At 66.6% G+C, this 20,034-nt stretch carries 21 protein-coding genes; all 21 read left to right on the top strand.

What is annotated here, in order from left to right; translation table 11 throughout:
* Positions 1-29 precede the first annotated feature (29 nt).
* A complete protein-coding gene (locus KZC50_RS03180) occupies positions 30-410 on the top strand; it encodes a hypothetical protein (RefSeq protein WP_310890593.1) in 381 nt (126 codons plus the stop codon).
* Between the two features lie 490 nt (positions 411-900).
* Positions 901-1,236, top strand: coding sequence for a Cd(II)/Pb(II)-sensing metalloregulatory transcriptional regulator CmtR (gene cmtR / locus KZC50_RS03175; RefSeq protein WP_310890592.1), 336 nt, complete (start codon positions 901-903; stop codon positions 1,234-1,236).
* 262 nt (positions 1,237-1,498) lie between these two features.
* Positions 1,499-3,391 carry a heavy metal translocating P-type ATPase gene (locus tag KZC50_RS03170; RefSeq protein WP_375294581.1) on the top strand — a complete coding sequence of 631 codons (1,893 nt, stop codon included), beginning with the start codon at positions 1,499-1,501 and terminating at the stop codon, positions 3,389-3,391.
* A gap of 47 nt (positions 3,392-3,438) precedes the next feature.
* Positions 3,439-3,876, top strand: coding sequence for a hypothetical protein (locus KZC50_RS03165; protein ID WP_310890590.1), 438 nt, complete (start codon positions 3,439-3,441; stop codon positions 3,874-3,876).
* 100 nt (positions 3,877-3,976) lie between these two features.
* Positions 3,977-4,639, top strand: coding sequence for a DsbA family protein (locus KZC50_RS03160; protein ID WP_310890589.1), 663 nt, complete (start codon positions 3,977-3,979; stop codon positions 4,637-4,639).
* Positions 4,639-5,658 carry a flavin-containing monooxygenase gene (locus tag KZC50_RS03155; RefSeq protein ID WP_310890588.1) on the top strand — a complete coding sequence of 340 codons (1,020 nt, stop codon included), beginning with the start codon at positions 4,639-4,641 and terminating at the stop codon, positions 5,656-5,658. Before KZC50_RS03160 ends, KZC50_RS03155 begins: the two co-directional genes overlap by 1 nt.
* Positions 5,659-5,671: 13 nt before the next feature.
* The gene (locus KZC50_RS03150; protein WP_310890587.1) at positions 5,672-6,583 is read left to right on the top strand and encodes a cation diffusion facilitator family transporter; all 912 of its coding nucleotides are present in this window, start codon (positions 5,672-5,674) and stop codon (positions 6,581-6,583) included.
* Positions 6,576-7,247, top strand: coding sequence for a copper resistance CopC family protein (locus KZC50_RS03145; protein WP_082334822.1), 672 nt, complete (start codon positions 6,576-6,578; stop codon positions 7,245-7,247). The genes KZC50_RS03150 and KZC50_RS03145 overlap by 8 nt, the downstream gene beginning before the upstream one ends.
* Positions 7,237-7,773: a signal peptidase II gene (locus KZC50_RS03140; RefSeq protein ID WP_053549020.1), complete on the top strand. Its 537-nt coding sequence runs from the start codon at positions 7,237-7,239 to the stop codon at positions 7,771-7,773. Before KZC50_RS03145 ends, KZC50_RS03140 begins: the two co-directional genes overlap by 11 nt.
* On the top strand, positions 7,770-8,105 hold the full coding sequence (locus KZC50_RS03135; RefSeq protein ID WP_053549021.1) for a DUF6804 family protein: 336 nt from the start codon (positions 7,770-7,772) through the stop codon (positions 8,103-8,105). The genes KZC50_RS03140 and KZC50_RS03135 overlap by 4 nt, the downstream gene beginning before the upstream one ends.
* A complete protein-coding gene (locus KZC50_RS03130) occupies positions 8,102-8,710 on the top strand; it encodes a TlpA family protein disulfide reductase (RefSeq protein ID WP_053549022.1) in 609 nt (202 codons plus the stop codon). Before KZC50_RS03135 ends, KZC50_RS03130 begins: the two co-directional genes overlap by 4 nt.
* Positions 8,707-9,474, top strand: coding sequence for a cytochrome c biogenesis CcdA family protein (locus tag KZC50_RS03125; protein ID WP_301135779.1), 768 nt, complete (start codon positions 8,707-8,709; stop codon positions 9,472-9,474). Before KZC50_RS03130 ends, KZC50_RS03125 begins: the two co-directional genes overlap by 4 nt.
* Positions 9,455-11,173, top strand: a complete 1,719-nt coding sequence (resB, locus tag KZC50_RS03120) for a cytochrome c biogenesis protein ResB (protein WP_053549024.1) — start codon at positions 9,455-9,457, stop codon at positions 11,171-11,173. Before KZC50_RS03125 ends, resB begins: the two co-directional genes overlap by 20 nt.
* Positions 11,170-11,451 (top strand): TFIIB-type zinc ribbon-containing protein, encoded by a 282-nt coding sequence (locus KZC50_RS03115; RefSeq protein WP_310890586.1) that lies wholly within the window; start codon positions 11,170-11,172, stop codon positions 11,449-11,451. Before resB ends, KZC50_RS03115 begins: the two co-directional genes overlap by 4 nt.
* 21 nt (positions 11,452-11,472) lie before the next feature.
* The gene (locus tag KZC50_RS03110; RefSeq protein ID WP_231718064.1) at positions 11,473-12,411 is read left to right on the top strand and encodes a cytochrome c oxidase assembly protein; all 939 of its coding nucleotides are present in this window, start codon (positions 11,473-11,475) and stop codon (positions 12,409-12,411) included.
* Between the two features lie 3 nt (positions 12,412-12,414).
* On the top strand, positions 12,415-14,031 hold the full coding sequence (gene lnt / locus KZC50_RS03105; RefSeq protein WP_310890585.1) for an apolipoprotein N-acyltransferase: 1,617 nt from the start codon (positions 12,415-12,417) through the stop codon (positions 14,029-14,031).
* Entirely contained in the window at positions 14,028-15,434 is a 1,407-nt protein-coding gene (locus KZC50_RS03100; protein ID WP_301135775.1) for a M23 family metallopeptidase, read from the top strand. Before lnt ends, KZC50_RS03100 begins: the two co-directional genes overlap by 4 nt.
* Before the next feature lie 192 nt (positions 15,435-15,626).
* Positions 15,627-16,334 (top strand): M23 family metallopeptidase, encoded by a 708-nt coding sequence (locus KZC50_RS03095; protein WP_053549030.1) that lies wholly within the window; start codon positions 15,627-15,629, stop codon positions 16,332-16,334.
* A 76-nt stretch (positions 16,335-16,410) separates the two neighbouring features.
* Entirely contained in the window at positions 16,411-17,418 is a 1,008-nt protein-coding gene (ccsB, locus tag KZC50_RS03090; RefSeq protein WP_053549028.1) for a c-type cytochrome biogenesis protein CcsB, read from the top strand.
* 114 nt (positions 17,419-17,532) lie between these two features.
* A complete protein-coding gene (locus KZC50_RS03085; protein ID WP_310891521.1) occupies positions 17,533-19,512 on the top strand; it encodes a bifunctional copper resistance protein CopD/cytochrome c oxidase assembly protein in 1,980 nt (659 codons plus the stop codon).
* Positions 19,513-19,558: 46 nt separating this feature from the next.
* Complete coding sequence (locus KZC50_RS03080; RefSeq protein WP_310890584.1) at positions 19,559-19,954, top strand: DUF4307 domain-containing protein; 396 nt, start codon at positions 19,559-19,561, stop codon at positions 19,952-19,954.
* Positions 19,955-20,034 lie beyond the last annotated feature (80 nt).

Here is a 20,034-nt window from a genome sequence, read left to right as displayed (position 1 = left end):
GGCCTAATCGGTATGGCATTCTCTCGTTCATGGGATTCGATTTCGTCGCGATGGACGGCTTCCAGATGGTCGTTCGTGATCCTTTCCTCGAGGCATTGATCCGCGTCGTCTCGGAGCCAAACGGTTCGTCGACGGCTCGCCACGCCTACGAGGCGACCTGTGAGTGGTGGGATGAGCACTCGCAGGGGCCGACCGGGGCGGAGCTGTTCGAGTCGATGTTCGAGCCGGCCGACTGGTTAGCTGTCATTGACGACTCTGGTCGGCCACGCGCCAATCAGGAGGCGCAGGTGCAACTACTCAGAGACTGGTTCCTGCTCTACTGGTCCCGGACGGGCGCGATCAGCTTTATCGCTGGTTCAGACCTCGTGATACGACCCGGCAGCCCCGCGTTCTTGACCCGCGAGTCGTAGGCCGCGGCGCCTTGTGCAATTCGCCAACGGCGCGTTGGCGAATTGACTGTCCTCGGGCTGATGTGGTCTTGCCCGCCCCGCACCGCAAAACCGAAGATGTCTGCGGCGAGAGCATTTGACTGCCCAACACGTTAGGGTCCAAGTCTTCGCTGCTTGTATTCTCGGAGCATCTTCTCCGGTGAATGGATCGTTGTGCCTTCTGCTGTTAAGCGTCCGACCGAGCGTGAACGCTGGTCATCCACTCGATTAGTCCTCTTTGCCTTCACGTTCAACGCGTTGTGTTTGTTCGTGCTCCTGGCGAATCTGCTCACCGGCAATGTCTGGTGGAAGGTCGCCGTGCCGATCGCTGTCGTTTGCCTTCTTCTCGGGGGGCTGGCGGGGTTCCTAGCCAGGAGATTGCGGCTCAAAGAGCGATAGGGGCGAGCTCAATCGTAGGCACCCCGACCAACAGAGATCCTCAACAGGTCATCGCGGGCTGTATAGTCATCGTGTGCTGACTCTTGCTTCTCGTCTTGATGTGATGAACCGGCTCGGTCGGGCGATGGCCGATCCGACGCGTTCGCGGATCCTGCTGTCCTTGCTGGACGGGCCTGGATATCCGGTAGAGCTTTCTCGGGACTTGGAGTTGACTCGCACCAACGTTTCCAATCACTTGACCTGCCTTCGAGGGTGTGGCCTGGTGGTGGCAACACCCGAGGGGCGCCGCACGCGATACGAGATCTCCGATCCTCATCTGACCCGAGGGATGCGCGATCTACTCGAGGCTGTGGTTGCTGTCGATCAGGGTGTCCCCTGCGTTGACGACGCGTGCGAGTGCTGCGCATGACCGGCGGGGTAGGGGTCTTCGAGCGGACGGGGTGGGCGGGATGAGCGAGGAGTGCTGTGCTCCTGACGAGCCTGGCAAGGCCAGGACGGTGCGGCGAATCGAGTTGTCTGCACCTCGGGTAGCCGCCGATTCTTGCTGCTCGCCGGGCGAGCCCACCGCCCTGGCCGTTGACGCAACGCCCTTGCACGTCGAGGACGGGGACGCGTGCTGCGGTCCGAGTGTCTCGTCGACGGTGACCGGTACTGCAGGCGAGGACCCGGAGGTGCGGCCGCCGTGGTGGCGGGATCCTGCACTGCTCCCCTCAGTCCTTTCCGGTGTTTTCCTTCTTGCCGGTTACGTTTTCGAGTGGTCCGGGCTCCCCGTTCCCGCGCTGGTGCTGCAGTGGGTGGCGCTCCTGGCGGGTGCCTACACGTTCGTTCCTGGCGCAGTCCGCCGGCTGCTGCGCGGTCGCCTCGGTGTCGGGCTGCTAATGATGATCGCCGCGATAGGAGCGGTGCTGCTCGGTCACGTCGGTGAGGCCGCGACGCTCGCGTTCCTGTTCTCCCTCGCCGAGGCCCTCGAGGACCGCGCTATGGATCGTGCGAGAGAAGGTCTGCGCGCGCTTCTGTCGCTGATCCCCGACACGGTACGAGTGTCACGGTTGAACGGCGATGTCACGATCCCTGCTGCGGATGTTCAGGAGCTCGACATCCTCGTGGTCGGCGCGGGCGAACGCGTTGCCACCGACGGTGTGGTAGTGGAGGGACGGTCGAGTCTGGACACGTCCGCGGTAACGGGCGAATCTATCCCCGTCGACGTCGCCCCGGGAGACCTGGTGGCAGCCGGCTCCGTGAACGGGGCAGCAACCCTGCGGATCGAGGCGACCGCCGACGGCCGCGACAATTCCCTGACGCAGATCGTCGCCCTCGTGGAGCAGGCACACGCACGAAAAGGCAACCGAGCGCGGCTTGCTGACCGGATCGCGAGGCCTCTCGTTCCTGCGGTGCTAATTGCGGCCGCCGCAATCGTGTTGTTCGGTTTCTTGATCGGGGACCCCGGGACGTGGACGGAACGTGCGCTCGTCGTTTTGGTCGCCGCGTCCCCCTGCGCTCTGGCGATCGCTGTCCCGGTGACGGTGATCAGCGCCATCGGCGCCGCATCCAAATTCGGTGTCATCATCAAATCGGGCGAGGCGTTCGAACAACTCGGCACGATCCGCGCCATCGCTTTGGACAAGACCGGCACCCTCACCCGAAACCAGCCCGTCGTCGTCGAGGTACACCCGGCGCCGGGCGTCACCCGCGAGGAATTGCTGGCCTGGGCGGCGGCAGTCGAATCGACTAGCACGCACCCCCTCGCCACGGCCATCACGGCGGCCACGCCCAGTGCTCCGGCCGCGGTGGATGTGGTGGAGGACGCGGGGCACGGTATTACGGGCCGAGTCGGCGGCCGCACCGTGCGTGTCGGCAACGCACGTTGGTTGGACTTCAGCGAGCAGAGCGACACCGCGGAACACATGGCCGGGCAAGGAATGACGGTTGTGGTCGTGGAGGTTGACGGGAGGTTCGCCGGCCTGATCGGAGTGCGCGACGAGCTGCGCCCGGAATCAGCGGAGACCGTGCGGATGCTGCACACGCAGGGGATCGCTACCGTCATGCTCACCGGTGACAACGGTCGCACCGCCCGCGCGATCGCCCGCGAGGCCGGAATCACCGACGTGCAAGCCGAACAGCTGCCGAGAGACAAGGCCGACGCGATCACCGCCTTGGTCGCCACCCGCCCCACGGCAATGGTCGGCGATGGCATCAACGACGCCCCAGCTTTGGCCACTGCCACTGTCGGAATCGCGATGGGCGTGAAAGGGTCCGCAGCGGCGATCGAATCCGCCGACGTCGCCTTCACCGGCCACGACCTTCGACTCATCCCCGCCGCGCTCGCTCATGCCAGACGCGGCCGACGGATCATGACCGCCAACATCGCCCTCGCCTTGGCGATCATCGTCGTCCTGTTCCCTCTCGCCTTGTTCGGGGTGCTGGGCCTGGCCGGGGTGGTCTTGGTTCACGAGATCGCCGAATTGATCGTCATCGCCAACGGTGTCCGCGCTGCCGGCCGCCCGGCCCTCGCACGCACCATGTCCACTCCCGTCACACCTCAGCCCGCGCTGACGGTGGCCTGAATCTGGGCACCGCAACCCACTGATCCGTAGAAGGTAGACTGCGAAGGATGATTTCGGCCGCTCGAACACAGGATGCTGTGATTCTGAGCGAGCGTCTGCTGATAACGAGGATCATTACGAGCGTGGCTCTCGCGCTGCTACTGATCGTCGGCGCGTGGATGGCGACCCACACCGAACCGGAGGCAGCCGCACCGACCGCGTCGTCCGTCACCGAGCATGTGGACGCGCACATCGCGCCCCTTGCAGCTGGTACTCCGGTGATCGATCAGGGAACGACGAGTCCCGCACTGCTGGGCGTCGCGGTGTGTGTGCTTGGGGTGTTGTGTGGGCTGCTGCTGGTCGTGGTGACCCGGTGGGTGCATCGCACCCGGCGTCCGCAGCCTGAACGAGGACTGCTGCCGTTGCTGAGAGCGCTGTTGCCCGCGCCGGCACCGCCCCGCGCCGCGGCGTTTTCGCTGACACAGTTGAGCATTTCCCGAACCTGACACCTGGCACGCCACCCGTCTGTGGTGGCGACCTTCTCCGGCGCGCCTGCCGGGGAGATTTCTCTTATGCCCACGTGTCGTGACTGTTCGGAGTGCCTCCATGAAAACCCCTGTGAAAGTGACGTTGATCACTGTCGCTGTCGTCGTCGCCTTGATCCTGGCGGCGGTCATCTATGTCCTTGTCAATCAACGCTCGACGCCTTCCCCGGGAGGGGAGGGGGAGCCTGCATCGGTGGTGCGACCGAACTCGCATGTTCTGGACGACGGGGGTGAGGGTGCGGTCACGGTGGTGGAGTTCCTCGACTTCGAGTGTGAGGCGTGCGGGGCGTTCTACCCGATCGTCGAAGACATTCGGGAGAAGTTTGCGGGGCAGATCACCTATGTCGTCCGCTACTTCCCGCTCCCCGGTCACACCAACTCCACCAACGCCGCCCTTGCTGCGGAGGCCGCTGCCGGGCAGGACCGGTTCGAGGACATGTATCACCGGCTGTTCGAGACGCAGGCCGAGTGGGGCGAGTCGCAAGAATCCCGCGCTGATTTGTTCCGCGGATTCGCGGAAGAGCTCGGGCTGGACATGGCGGCCTACGATGCGGCGATCGCGGACCCGGAAACGCTGGCCCGGGTGGAGATGGACCTCAACGAGGGTCAGGCGCTGGGTGTTTCCAGCACCCCGACGTTCTTCGTGGAAGGGGAACCGCTGGAGCTGCAGCAGTGGAACGACCTCGAGGACGCCATCACTCAAGCGCTGAGCACGGCCCCGTGATGCCTGCCAGTCTTGCGCGCCGTCGGGCGATCATTGTTGGTGCCGGCCAGGCGGGCCTTGCTGTCGCTGCGGCGCTGAGCGCGGAAGGGCTGCGGCCGCAACAGGATTTCGTCGTGATCGATGCGGCAGCTCCGGGTCAGCGCAGCTGGTCGTCAAGGTGGCATTCGATGGTGCTGCTCAGTGACGCCCGACACAGTGCTCTCCCGACTCGGCGGCATCCTGGGGATCAACGGCTGCACCCCAGGGTGGATGAGATGGTCGACTACCTCAAGGTTGTCGAGGCCGGGATCGGTGTCGAAACGGCCTGGGGTGTCCGCGTTACCGGGGTCGAGCGACGTGGCGACGGAACTACCCTGCACCTGTCCACCACCGTGGGTGAGGTGCAGACCCGCAATATCGTCTGCGCCACGGGCGCTGCTGCCCACCCCCGACTTCCCGAATGGGCCACCGCATTGAGCGTCCCCGGCGTCGCGATCCATACCACCAGCTACCAATACCCCCGCCAGATTCCCACCCGGGATGTGCTGATCGTCGGCGGCGGCAACAGCGGTTTGCAGATCGCACGGGAACTTGCCGCTTCCCACACGGTGACCGTGGCGGTGCGTACCCGCCGCGCGCACCGGCCGTTGGCGAGCTACCCGTTGGCCGCCGGCGGGCGTCGGCCGTTGTTCGGCGGGGATCTACGGCCCGAGCCGGTGTTCGGTGACAGTTACGAACGACTGCAACAGGCCGGGGTGCGAGTCGTCCCCGCGGTGACCGACGCGCGGGGCGGTGCAGTGACCTTCGCGGACGGGACGACGGCATCACCGGGCTCGGTGATCTTCGCGACCGGCTACCTCCCCGGAGACGACTGGCTCCCCGATGAGGCACGCATCCGTGGGCCGCGGCGCACAACGACCCCCGTACCGGGCCTGTTCGTCGCGGGATTCCCGCAATACAGCCGCCGCGGTGTCGACACCATCGCCGGGGTCTCCGCGGACGCGACAGCGATCGCACACCACATCATCAACCGGCCGTAAGAGAGGGACCAACATGGGCGCTGGACACAGCCACGACACGGGCGAGGCCACCCCCCGGAACAGATTGCTGATCGCGTTCTCGATCACCGCGTCCGTGTTCGTGATCGAAGTCATCGGCGCGATCATCACCGGCAGCCTCGCCCTGCTCGTGGACGCCGCGCACATGCTGACCGACGTGATCGGCCTCGCGATGGCGGTCACCGCCGCGCATCTGATGAACCGGCCCCCGTCTGACCGGTACACGTTCGGGCTGCGGCGTGCGGAAGTGCTCGCCGCCCTCGCCCAGGCCGCACTGCTCCTCGGTGTGGGGATCTTCGCGCTGGTTGAGGGCGTACGGCGACTGTTCGAGCCGCCCGAGATCGCGTCGGGCAGCCTATTGTTCTTCGGGATCGTCGGCCTGGTCGCGAACATCGCATCCCTGCTTGTGCTGATGAGCGGTCGCACACGCAACCTGAACATGCGCGCCGCATTCCTCGAGGTCCTCAATGATGCACTCGGCTCCGTCGGTGTCATCGTCAGCGCCATCCTGATCGCCACCCTCGGCTGGTACCAGGCAGACGCGGTCGCCGGCATCCTGATCGCTCTCCTGATCATCCCGCGCACCTTCATCCTGCTCCGCGCGTCCGGCAGCGTCCTCCTCGAATCCACCCCTCCCGGCCTTGATCTCGCGGAGGTACGCCGACACATCCTCGAGCTCCCGCAGGTGGTCGCTGTGCACGACCTGCACGCCTCCCAAGTCTCCACGGACCTGCCCACTCTGACCGCGCACGTCGTCGTCGACGACACCCTCACCCCGGAACAGTCCGCTCGGCTGCTGCAAGAGCTCCAGGAGTGTGTCTCCGAACACTTTCCGGTGAGCATCGAGCACGCCACGTTCCAGATCGAACCGCAATCCCACCCCGGAGAACACACCACCCATGCGTAACCACCGCCGCTCACTCATCACCAGCCTGGCCACCCTTCTCCTCGGAGCCGGACTGACGTTGGCTGTTGCGACCCCCGCCCAAGCGCACGACGAACTGGTCTCCTCCTCTCCGGCAGCGGAATCCACAATCACCGGATCACCGACAGAAATCACCCTGTCCTTCAGTGGTGAACTCATCGCGGGAATGCAATCCGCCGCCGTCGACGTGATCGCCCCAGATGGGAAGAACATCGCCACCGATGCACCGGCAGAGGATGGCACCTCCATCACTCAGCAGCTCGCCCCGAACCCGCCGGCCGGGCTGTTCACCGTCCGGTGGAAAGTCGTCTCCAGTGATGGCCATCCGATCAGCGGCGAATACACCTACACCGTCGCACCCACCGACGCCGTCGCGAGTAGACCCGCCGCCACACCGAGCACGGCTCCGCAGACCCCCGCACCGACCGCGACCGAAGCGCCCGCTGACAACGGATACGGGGGCGAGACCTCCGGAGGCGGCGATACCTTCGCGATCCTCGCTGTGCTCGGGGGAGTGGTCGTCCTCGGGGCGACCCTCGTCATCGTGTTGATGGTCGGCAGGGAACGTCGACAACTCGACCGTGCCGCCGCCGCGCGAGCCGCCCGGGATGCTCCCGCAGAGAAGGACTCTACAAATGAGTCGTAACCAAGCACGCAGGTTCGCTCTCGCATGCATCGCCGCAGCAGGCGTGGTGCTGATCGATCAGGCCAGCAAGGCGGCCGCCTTGTCCACGCTAAGAGAGGACGAGCGGATCCCACTGCTGGGTGAACTGCTCGGTCTGCAACTCGCTTTCAACCCTGGAGCCCTCCTCTCCTTAGGGTCCGGGGCGACATGGCTGCTGACCCTGCTGGGGGTGGCCGCGACCGTCGTTCTCATCGTCGCCGCAGCTCGCGCCCGCACCACCGGCTGGGCGGTCGGGATCGGGCTGATCCTGGGCGGCGCGATCGGCAACCTCATCGACCGGCTCTTCGCGCCACCCGCGTTCGGCCGCGGCCATGTCACCGACTTCCTCGCGTACGGCAACTGGTTTATCGGCAACCTCGCCGACGTTGCTCTCGGTGCCGGCGTGATCGTCCTGGCCGGAAGTCTCTGGATCCGTCACCGCCGCACCCCCACAACAGCCACGGATGAACCCCCGGTCACGGCTCCCACCCTGGAGGCAGGACGATGACGACGAAACAGCGAAACCCTTCGACCTACCAGCGCAACGCGTTCGCACCGAGCCTGCTCGCCGCGGCAGCCCTATTCCTCGCACCGGTGCTGATGGGCAACGACTGGTTCCTGGCGGTGCTGTTTCTCACCTCCATCCTGGGCGTGATTGTCGCGTGGTTCGCGGTGCAGGCGCGGCAGTGGTGGTGGGTGCCCGTGTTCGCGGTGATGGTGGTGATCTGGAACCCGGTCTTCCCGTTCCCGTTCACCGGGCCCGTGTGGACGGCGGCACAACCGGTCGCAGCCGTGGTATTCCTCGTCGCCGGTGCGCTGATCAAAGTGCGCCGCCCATGACCACGCACAGAGGCCGGACCCGGACTGCTGTCGCCCTGCTCCTCGCGGCGACGTTACTGACCGGATGTGCGGCGGATGACTCCCTCGCGCAGCAGTACCGGGACGGCAATGAGAAGGGTTACATCTCCGGCGATTTCCAGGTCGTGGAGATTCCGGAGCCGGAACGGGGGGATCCGGTCGTGTTCGAGGGTGTTACCGAGACCGGTGACCCGGTGACCAGTGACGACTATCGGGGTGAGGTGTTGGTGGTGAACTTCTGGTACGCCGCGTGTGGGCCGTGCATCGTCGAAGCGCCGCTCCTGGAAGAGGTGTGGCAGGAGTACCAGGACCAGGGTGTCGCGTTCCTCGGCGTGAACACCTACGATCAGCCGGCCACCGCGCTCTCTTTCGCCCGCGATAACAACATCACCTACCCGAGCGTGATCGATGTGAACGACGGGCAGGTCAAACTCGCATTCGCGCAGCTCACCCCCATCCAAGCCACCCCCACCACCCTCGTCATCGACCGTGACGGGAGAGTCGCCGCGCGGATCATCGGACAGCTGGCCTCCGCGTCCATCCTCTCCACACTCGTCGCCGATGCTCTCGCGGAGGATGCCCCGTGAACCCGGGGGTGGCGATCGTCGACGGTGCCCTCTGGGTGGCTGTCCCGGTCGCGGTGCTCGCCGGGCTGGTGTCGTTCCTGTCCCCGTGCGTGTTGCCGCTCGTGCCCGGCTACCTCGGCTACCTCGGCAGCACCACCACCGACACCCTAACCACCTCAACAGGGTCAGGAACGACGGTGCGGACAGAGCGTGCACGACTCCTGCTGGGGGTGGCCCTGTTCATCGCCGGTTTCACCGTGGTGTTCGTGGCCGTCACCATCCTTGGGGGCGCGTTCGGATACTTGCTGCTGCAGTACGCGAACATCCTCACCCGGGTCTTCGGGGTCATCATCCTCCTCCTCGGGCTGGTGTTCCTCGGTCTGTTCGGGTTCGCCCAACGCACCCTTCGCCCCCGCGCCCGAGGCCGCGCCGGGTTGATCGGCGCCCCATTGCTCGGCTTCGCGCTCGGCGTCGGCTGGACGCCCTGTATCGGTCCCACCCTCGCCGCGATCATCTCGATGTCATGGAACCTGGGCGACCCGGCTCGCGCCGGACTGCTCGGCCTGGCCTACTCCCTCGGCTTGGGGATCCCGTTCCTGATCCTTGCGGCCGGGTGGGGATGGGCATCCCGGTCCGTGACATTCCTGCGCCGCCACATCCGCGCGCTGAACATCATCGGCGGAGTGATGCTCATCCTCCTCGGGCTGCTGATGGTCACCGGAGCGTGGACGGCGCTGATGTCGGCACTGCAACAGGTGGTGATCAATGTCCCCCTCCCACTCTGAGACCGATACGACGAACGAGGCTGTCGACCCGCTCCGACCTCGCGACCACGCCGACAGCGACGACGGTGACAATGCCGCGGACGTGACCTCGCCCGCGCTCGGCATCGTGGGCTGGGCGAGGTGGGCGTGGCGGCAGCTGACTAGTATGCGTACCGCCCTGGTGCTGCTGCTGTTTCTCGCGATCGCCGCCGTACCGGGGTCTCTGTTCCCACAGCGCACCGCCGACCCCAACGGCGTCATCAAATGGGAACGCGACAATCCGGAGGTGTTCCCTCTCGCCGACGCGATCGGCCTGTTCGACGTGTACCAGTCGCCCTGGTTCTCCGCGATCTACCTGCTGCTGTTCACCTCCCTCATCGGCTGTGTGATACCCCGCGCAAAGCACCACTACAAAGCCCTCAGATCCCAGCCGCCCCGCACCCCCGCCCGCCTCTCCAGACTCTCCGACTACCGGGAGGTCACCGTATCGGCAGGGGGTCCGACCAAGAACGGGGCGGAAGAGGCGATTGAGCTCGCGGAGCGGCAACTGCGCCGCGCCGGGTACCGGGTGCACAGGTACGACGGCCGCGGGTGGGCTTCGGTCTCGGCGGAGCGCGGGTATCTGCGGGAGACCGGGAACCTGGTCTTCCATGTTGCCTTGATTGGGGTGTTGGTCTCTGCTGGCATCGGCGGCGGGTTCGCATACACCGGACAGCGGGTCGTGGTGGAGGGCACCACGTTTGTCAACGCCCTGAGCGACTACTCCTCTTTTGACCCGGGCCGGTTCATCGACGGAACCGGCCTCGCCCCGTACTCGATGACCCTCGACGAGTTCGAAGTCACGTATCAGCTCCCCGGAGCCCCCGGCGCGGGGCAAGCAGGGGACTTCTCCGCCAACGTGACCATCCGCCAACCCGGGCAGGACGACCGCAGCGAGAGCGTCATCGTCAACTATCCGATCACCGTCGAAGGTGACCGGATCTACCTGCTCGGAAACGGGTACGCGCCCACCCTCACCATCCGGAACCCGGCGGGGGAAGTCGTATTCAGCGAATCGCAGCCGTTCTTGCCGCAGGACTCGTTCATGACCTCCTTGGGGGTCATCAAGGTCCCGGACGGGATGCCTGAGCAGCTCGGTCTGGTCGGATTCTTCTACCCCACCCAGGGTGTGCTGCCGTCCGGTGCGTACACGTCGGTGTACCCGGATGCGATCAACCCGGTGCTCACTCTCAATGTGTTCAGCGGTGACCTCGGGATCGATGACGGCACCCCCCGGTCCGTCTACACCCTCGATGTCGACGGGCTCACCCAGCACACCGGCGCCGACACCGGCGCCGCGTCGCTCGAGCTCACCCCCGGCGCGACCGCTGACCTTCCCAACGGGTGGGGGACGATCACCTGGGAGGACGACACCGCGGTGGTCGGTGAACCGGTGAAACGGTTCGCGTCGCTGCAGATCCAAAACGACCCCTCCGGCACCTGGGTGCTCGCCTTCGCCACCCTCGCCACCCTGGGACTGATCGCCGGGATGTTCGTACCCCGCCGCCGCGTGTGGATCAAAGCCCACACCACCCCTGCGGGCGTCCGTGTCGAATACGCCGGCCTCGCGCGCGGTGAAGACCCGACCCTCCACAAAGCCGTCCGCGACATCGCGGACACTCATGCCGCCGCGCTGACCGGCACCACAAGCCACATCCCTCCCGAAGGAGAAAACCGATGAAATGTCCCATTGACGATGCCCTGCTCGTGGTGACCGAGCGTTCCGGTGTCGAGATTGACTACTGCCCGCAATGCCGTGGCGTCTGGCTGGACCGCGGCGAACTGGACAAGATCATCGACCGCACCTCCGACTCCCGCGCGCCCGAATACCCCGCACCACCATCACGCGACTCCCCCGACGGCCGCAGCGACTCTCAACCGAACCGAGGCGATTCCCGTCACGACCGAGGAGAGAAGCGCCGTCGAGAGGGTTTCCTCGGCGACCTCTTCGACTTCTGATCACTCAACCGAGATGAGACCGTGAACGACTGGATCCCCGGGGCACCGCCGACACTGCTCGGCTTCCTCAGCCCTGGGCCGTTGCCGCTGCCACTGCTGCCAGTAGTGGCAGGCCTGCTCGCCGTCGCCTACCTGGCCGGCGCGGTGCGGCTGTGGTCGCTGGGGCGTCAGTGGCCGGTGTGGCGCACGGTCAGCTTCCTGCTCGGCTGCATCGTCCTCGCCGCGGTTACCGGGCTCGGAGTCGAGGGGTACGGGTACGCGCTGTTCTCGGTGTTTATGTTCCAGCAGCTCACCCTGATGATGGCAATCCCTCCGCTGCTGGTTCTCGGCTCTCCCGGCACGCTGTTGCTGCGCGCCACGCCCCACCACGGCGCCGGCCTCCTGATCCTCCGCGCGGCACATGCGGGGCTGCGCAGCCGGACCGCCCGGTGGCTGCTCAGCCCGTGGCTGGCGGTCCCGTTGTACCTGGCCGCGTTCTACGGTCTCTACCTGGCGAACTTCGCCGACCCGATCCTTGCCACCGTCACGGGCCACACTCTCCTCGAGGTCGGGTTCCTGGTTGCCGGGATGCTGTTCACGATCCCGATTCTGTCCTCAGACCCGCTCCCGGTGCGGATGAGCCACGGTGGACGCGCTCTGGATGTGTTCGCCGAAGCCGCCCTGCACGCGTTCTTCGGCGTGTTCCTGATGATGGCCACCAGCACCCTCGTGCAAGGGTTCGCCGGGCCGACGAGCGCGCTGGGAATGGACCCGATCGAAGACCAACGCCTCGCCGGTGGCCTGGCCTGGTCCTACGGCGAAGCTCCCACCCTGCTGATGCTCATCTACGTGATGCACCGCTGGTTCCGCGAGGACACCGCCCAGGCCGTCGCCGCCGACCGCCGCGCCGACGCTCACGGTGACCCCGAACTCGATGCATACAACGACTACCTGACCCGACTGCACCAGAAAGACACCTGACCGATGCCCACGACCCTGCCCCCTCCTGCCCCGGCTGCTGCGCCGGAGCGCGGGACGCCACAGCGTGCGCCGTCATGGTCGATGCCGCTCTGGGCGGCGGTAGCGGCGGCCGCCGCTGCCGGGGTCTTCCTGGATGTGGCGTCCGCGCCGGTCGGGTGGTGGCCACTGGCTTTCGTGAGCGTCACGGTCGCCCTGCTGAGCCTGATCGGCCGCAGCATCGGCGGTGCACTGCTGGTCGGCACCGTCTTCGGGACCGTGTTCTACACCGCCCACTTGGTATGGGTGGGGGAGTTCCTCGGCCCGGTGCCGTGGCTTGCCCTCGCCGGGCTGGAAGCGATCTTGTTCGGCGTAGGCGCGGTGCCGATCGCCCTCGCCTACCGGTGGACCGCACGTCACCGGCCACGCGGCGCCGTGCAGCTGCTCGCGGTGCCGCTGCTGGTCGGGGGGCTGTGGGCGGTACGCGAGGTGGTGATGGGAGCGTGGCCGTACTCCGGGTTCCCGTGGGCGCGGGTCGGGATGACGCAGGTCGGCGGGCCGTTCGTCGAGGTCGCGTCGTGGACGGGCGTGACCGGGTTGTCGTTCCTGATCGTGATGGTATGCGCCGCCGTGGTGCAGTGGCTGCGTGCGGGCGGGTTCCGATTCGCCCGCGGCCTGCTCCCCGTCGGCGTCGTCGCGGTTCTCCTGGCTGTGATGCCGCAGTTCCCCACCACCGCGGCCGGGGCATTCCGAGTCGGATGGGTGCAGGGCAACGGCCCGACCGGGTACTTCGACGTAAAAGCGCCTGGCGACGTCCTCGCCGCTCAGACATCAGCGACAAGCCCCTTGTACGGGCAGCCGATGGATCTGCTGGCCTGGCCGGAAGGCGGCGTCGACGCCGACCCGCTCAGCGACCCCGCCGCCGCGGCCGCACTGGACCGTGTCGTGAAGGCAGCGCGAGCACCGCTGCTGATGAACGCCGCCACAACCCGCGGCGGCGATGTCTTCAACACCTCGCTGCTGTGGACCGCAGATCCCGCGGACCGGCAGTGGCATGACAAGGTCAACCCGGTCCCGTTCGGAGAATACGTGCCCGACCGGTGGTTCTACGAACTGATCGTCCCTGACCTGGTCGGTCTGATCCAACGCGAATACACCCCCGGCACCAACCCCCCGCTCGTGCAGGTCGGAGACGTCGGTGTCGGGTTGGCGATCTGCTTCGACGTGATCTACGACACCGTCATCTGGGACGGCGCCCAGCAGGGTGCGCAAATGTTCGTGTTTCAGACCAACAACGCCGACTTCCGCGGCACCGACGAGAACCTGCAGCAACTCGCGTTCGCCCGCATGCGCGCCATCGAAACGGGTCGCGCCGTCGTTAACGTCTCGACGGTGGGCACCAGTCAGGTGATCGCCCCAGACGGCACCACCCTCGACAGCATCGGCGTCGACACCTCTGGCGCCGCGGTCAGCACTGTCCCGCTGCGCACGGGGCTCACCCCGTCAATCGTGCTCGGCCCCTGGCTCACCGGTTTCATCGTCCTCGCCTCCGGTGTTGCTCTCGCGGCGGCCGGCTTCTCCCACCGTGCCCGCACGCGGTCGGGCGACACGAATCATCCGACCGGCCGAAGGAGTCTTCGATGAACGCGGCGCGGACGGGACATGCCGGATACGAACACGACCACGGGCGCGCAACGCCACAAGTGGTCCCCACCAAGGCCGCGCGGGAAGATCCGCGGAGGGCAGAGGAATGCGGGTGCGCACCTACTCCCGCCGAGAGCCGAGAGCTGCGGGCAGGTGTCAGCCGACGCACCCTGCTGGGCGCGGGGACCGCTGGCCTGGTCGCCCCGATCGTGGCTGGCCCGTTGCTGCCCTCAGCGTTCGCGGCCACCTATCCGTCCTGGGACGACGTGCAGGCAGCCAAAGCGAACGAAGCGACCAAGGCTGCCGAGGTGCAGCGGATCCAGGGTTTCATCCAAAGCCTCACCGGCGAGGTGGCGCGCACCCGCACCGCCGCTGAGCAGGCCGCGGGTGCGTTCTACACCGCCCAGCAGGAGTACTTCGAGGCGGCCGTGCGAGCGGACACGCTGCAGTCCCAGGCCGACGCGGAAGCAGCCAACGCGACCGACGCGGCGAACAAAGCCGGCCGCGTTGCCGCACAGCTGTATCGAGACGGCGGCGACCAGACCTCTCTCGAGCTGTTCTTCTCGGGCTCCGCCGCCACCGCGGACGACCTGCTCACGCGGCTGGGCGTGATGGACAAACTGCTGGAACGCAACCAGAGGGTGTATGCCACCGCGATCACCGCGCGCGACGCTGCGCAGAGTTTGACCGATCAGGCGGTCGTGGCCAGAGATGAGCGCGACCGGCTGCAGGCGGTCGCGGAGCAGAAGATGTCCGAATCGCAGCAGGCCGCCGATGCCGCCCAAGCAGCCCTCGACGCCCAGACACTCAACCTTGGTCAACTGCAAGCCCAACTCGCCGCTCTCCAAGACACCACGGCGAAGACTATCGCCGATTATCAGGCCGGCGTCGAAGCTGCCCGCATCGCCGAGGAGCAACGCCGAGCGGCGGAACGAGCAGAGGCTGAACGTCTCGCCGCCGCAGGCAACGGAGGGGGAGTGGTCAGTTCCGGGTGGGCACGGCCCACATCCGGGCGCCGCACTTCGGATTTCGGGCCACGCAGCTCGCAATGCGGAAACGGATACTGCTCGACCAGCTACCACTACGGCGTCGACCTGAGCGGTGGCTGCAGCGCCGGGATCTACGCCGCCGCGGCCGGCACCGTCGTCTACGCCGGATACAACGGCGGCTACGGCAACTACATCAAAATCGACCACGGCGGCGGGATCGGCACCGGATACGCCCACATCCGCAACGGCGGGTTCAACGTGGGATACGGCCAGCGCGTGAACGCCGGCGACCTGATCGGCAGCGAAGGCAACACCGGAAACGCGTTCGGCTGCAACCTGCACTTCGAGGCCTACGTCAACGGGTCACCCGTCAACCCCATCAACTTCCTCGCCGACCGCGGCGTCTCCATCTAACCCGAAACGAAGGAGGACATCATGACTGACCAGCCCACATCACCAGGCGGCGATCACCCTCAGAGTGCCCCCACCAGGCGCAGCCTGCGCCACGCTGCACCCCTGCCACACACCAGCATCCTGACGCCACCGCTCCTACGGCGCACGACCGCAAGTAGGTCCGCTCCCCGCGGGTCCAATGTGCTCCGCCCGATGCGGTCCCTGGCGGTCCTCACGATGGTCACCGGCCTGGTCGCAACCGTCGCGCTACCCGCATACGCTGCCTGGCAGCCTGCGGACGCAGAGATCTCGACACTGCAGCAAGTTGCCTCGGACGACGCGCAATCCCTCGTCGTGGCCTCCGACTCAGCCGCAGGACAGCTCTCCCGAGAAAGCTACGCCGCAACCACACAGGCAGAGATCGACCAGAAGAAGGCGGCAGAAGCAGCCGCAGCCCGTGCCCGCGACTCAGCCCGCGTCGCCTCGGTGCCGTTCGACTACACCATGGTGAGCCCCGGCAGCGGGACCGTGCGCTGGCCGGTGGGCGGTCCCTTCACCGTGACCGACAGGTTCGGCGCTCGAGGCGGCGCGCACATGGGCACCGACATGGTCGCCGCCGGCGGTACCCCCGTCTACGCCTCCGTCGACGGCGTCGTGCGGATCTCGCAAGACAGCTACAACGCCTACGGCGTCACCGTCGTGCTGGAATCCGTTCTGAACGGGCAGCAGATCAGCACGGTGTACCCGCACATGCAGACCGGAAGCCGACAGGTCACCACCGGCCAGTCGGTCTCCGCCGGCCAGCTGGTCGGTCTCGTCGGCAGCACCGGGCGCTCCACCGCGAACCATCTGCACTTCGAGGTCTACCTCGACGGAACCGCTGTCGATTCGCTGGCCTGGCTGGAAGCGAACGCAGGCTGACCCATGCCCACGTATCTTCCACCCTCCACGCTCCTCCCCAGCCCGTGACCGCAACGAAGAAGAGGACGACCCTGCCATGACCGGACCCGACGCGCTCTCCCTCGACGGCATCTCGTTGCTGCTGGTATGGACGGCGATCGCCACCTACGTACTTGCGTTCATCGCCTACACCATCGACCTCGCCCAACGCTCCGTCCCCGCCAGCATCCCTCAGCGGGAGCCGCTCCTGGTCGGCGCCGCCGCAGCCGCGAGCTCACAGACGGGGACCACTCCGGCTGAGCCGCTCGACAGCATGCACACGCCTCCCTCGCAGCGGCAGCGGCTGATATGGGCGCGGATCGGGACGTCGCTGACGGTCCTCGCGTTCCTGTTCCACCTCGCTGGCACCATCCTGCGCGGAATCGCCGCCGAACGGGTGCCGTGGGCGAACATGTATGAATTCGCGCTGACGGGCACTGTCCTGATCGTCGCGGTGTACCTGGTGGTGCTCCGCCGCTTCGACCTCCGGTTCCTGGGCGCCTTCCTCATCGGTATGGTGGTGCTGCTCCTTGGCGGGGCGACGATCACGTTCTACGTCGACGTCGTCCCGCTGATGGACCCACTCAAGAGCGTGTGGCTGATCATCCACGTCTTCGTCGCCTCGCTCGCCACCGCCCTGTTCGCAATCGCATGCGGCCTCTCCATCACCCAGCTCATGCAAGCACGCCGTGAACGCCGCGCTCAGGCATCCTCGGAAACCGTCGGCCCCGGGTTCCTGCGCACGCTGCCCCCTGCCGACGCGCTCGAATCACTCGCCTACCGGTTCGCGATCGTGGGATTCGTGTTCTGGACATTCACTCTCATCGCAGGCTCGATCTGGGCGAACGACTCCTGGGGCCGCTACTGGGGCTTTGACACCAAGGAAGTGTGGACGTTCGTGATCTGGGTGCTCTACGCCGGCTACATCCACGCCCGCGCGACCAGGGGCTGGCGGGGCAGCCGCTCCGCCTGGCTGTCCATCATCGGGTTCGTCGCGGTGCTGTTCAACTTCACGATCGTCAACATGTTCTTCAAAGGACTGCACGCCTACTCCGGGCTCAGCTGACATGCGCTCCCACACTGAAGGCACCGACATGCCCCCGAGGCCTCCGACTCCCGGCGCCGCACATACAAGTCTCAACCCTGTTCTCAGGCGCAGAACGTGCCGACCATCACCGGGATGAAGGCCCGCACATTACGGGCAGTCGGACCGGCGATCCTCGGCACAGTCGCACTGGTCGTCATAGTCTGGGCGTTGGGGTTCGGCGGCGGTGCCGCGGAACTGTCGTTAGACGACGCCGGCCCGATCGCACGCTGGGGACTTCCCGTCGCAAAGCTGATCGTGAACCTCGCTGCCGCGGGTATGGTCGGCGTTCTCGTGACCGCGCTTTTCACGCTCCGCCCCGGTGAGCGCGAGTTCGACGTCGCCCTCGATACCGCCTCGATTTCCGCCGCCGTGTTCACCGTCGCGGCGGGCGCGACCGGGTTCCTCACGTTTCTCAGCGTGTTCAACCCCGCGCTCGACGCAGGACCGCAGTTCGGTGCGCAGCTCGGTCGGTTCCTCGTTGAGCTCGAGGTGGGCCGCACCTGGCTGATCACGACGGTTGCAGGCGCAGCACTGACCGTGCTCACCTTCGCCGTCCGGTCCTGGGTCAGCACGTTCGTCGTTGCGCTGCTCGCGGTCGCCTCGCTTGTGCCGATGGGCACACAGGGACACTCTGGCGATGACGCCTTCCACCACGAGGCGATGATGGCGCTCATTCTGCACATCATCGGCGCCGCGGTGTGGCTCGGCGGGCTGCTCCTGCTCATCGCCGTCCGTCCCGTCCTTGATCAGCGCCGCATCCCCGATGTCGTCGCCCGATACTCGAGCATCGCCCTTGCCGCGTTCGTGCTCGTCGCCGTGTCCGGCACCGTTCGTGCGGCTATAGGACTGCAGGAGTGGTCTGCCCTACTCTCTCCCTATGGCGCGATCTTGGGCGTCAAAGTCATCGCGCTCATTGGGCTCGGCCTCCTCGGTGTGTGGTACCGCGCTCGCCTAGTCGGCAGGATGCGCGAATCTGGCGCAGCATCCCGCGCCTTCTGGACACTGATCGCCTTCGAGCTAGCGCTGATGGGTGCGGCCAGCGGCGCCGCGGCAGCGCTGGCACGCACCCCGCCTCCGAACCCAGCCCCACTTCCCGAGATCCCGACACCGGCAGAACGCCTCACCGGTGCACCGTTGCCCCCGGAGCTCACGATCGAACGGTGGGTCACCGCATGGAACGTTGACCTGTTGTGGGCGGTGGTCGCTGGCTTCGCGGTCTTCTTCTACCTCGCCGGGGTGTGGCGGTTGCGGCGCCGTGGCGACGCGTGGCCGGTCTACCGCACGATCCTCTGGATCGCGGGGATGGCACTGCTGGTGTGGGTCACCGGTGGTGTAATCAACGTCTACCAGGACTACCTGTTCAGCATGCACATGGTCGGGCACATGCTGCTCACGATGGCGATCCCGGTGCTGCTGGTGGCTGGAGCTCCGGTGACGCTCGCAGCCCGAGCGATCCGCAAGCGTGACGACGGCACCCGCGGCGGCCGTGAGTGGATCCTGTGGGCCGTGCACTCCCCAGCCGCGCGCGTGTTGACGAACCCATTTGTCGCGGCCGGCCTGTTCATCGGGTCGCTGTGGATCTTCTATTACACCGATCTCTTCCGGTGGTCGCTGTACGACCACCTCGGCCACCAATGGATGATCGCCCACTTCCTCATCACCGGCTACCTGTTCGTCCAATCATTGATCGGCATAGACCCGGTGCCGTGGCGGCTGCCATACGCCGGTCGGCTACTGCTGCTGATCGGAATCATGGCGATGCACGCCTTCTTCGGCATCGCCATCATGATGCAATCGGGGCTGATGGTCGCCGAGTGGTTCGGAGCGATGGGCCGCACCTGGGGAGCCACACCGCTGGAAGACCAGTACATCGGCGGCGGCATCGCCTGGTCGATCGGCGAGATCCCGTCCCTCATCCTCGCGATCGCCGTCGCGATCCAGTGGAGCCGTAGCGACGCACGCGAGACGAAGCGCCGCGACCGGCACGCTGACCGCACCGGCGAAGCCGAACTGGACACGTACAACGCACGCCTGCGCGAGCTCGCCATGCGCGACACCCGCGACCGCAAATGATCGCCTCATCGGAAGGATCTATCGAGATCCGCGCAGGAGGCGCCGCATGACAACAAAGGAACAGCTCGACGAACGCTACGGCCGCGCTTCGCACCCCGCCCGCCGCCGCGCGCGGTGGATCATCCTCACGGTTGCGGCCGCCGCGGCAGTCGTGGCGCTCTCGTGGTTGACCGTCTCGAACTCCGCTGACGATGTCGGATACGACGAGACCGGTTTCGAGCTGGTCGACGCACGCACTGTGACCGTGTCGTTCCAAGTCACCCCACCCACGAACACAGCCTTCGCCTGCGCCATCAAAGCCCTCGATGAAGACTTCGGCGTCGTGGGCTGGCGAGTCGTGGAATACCCCGCGTCGGAGACGGTGACGCGAGCGTTTCTCGAGACCATTCCCACTGTCGCCCAGGCAACGACCGGCACAGTCCACTCCTGCTGGGCCAGGTAACCGCAGCCAAATGTTGCCAGCCCTCAACGGGGCATTCGGGCTTTCCAGCCAACTGGCGCACACTCCCGCGTGACACCGCC

It is taken from the genome of Microbacterium aurantiacum (assembly GCF_031625015.1).
In the GTDB taxonomy this organism is placed as follows: domain Bacteria; phylum Actinomycetota; class Actinomycetes; order Actinomycetales; family Microbacteriaceae; genus Microbacterium; species Microbacterium aurantiacum.
This window is presented reverse-complemented; position numbering and strand designations above follow the sequence as displayed.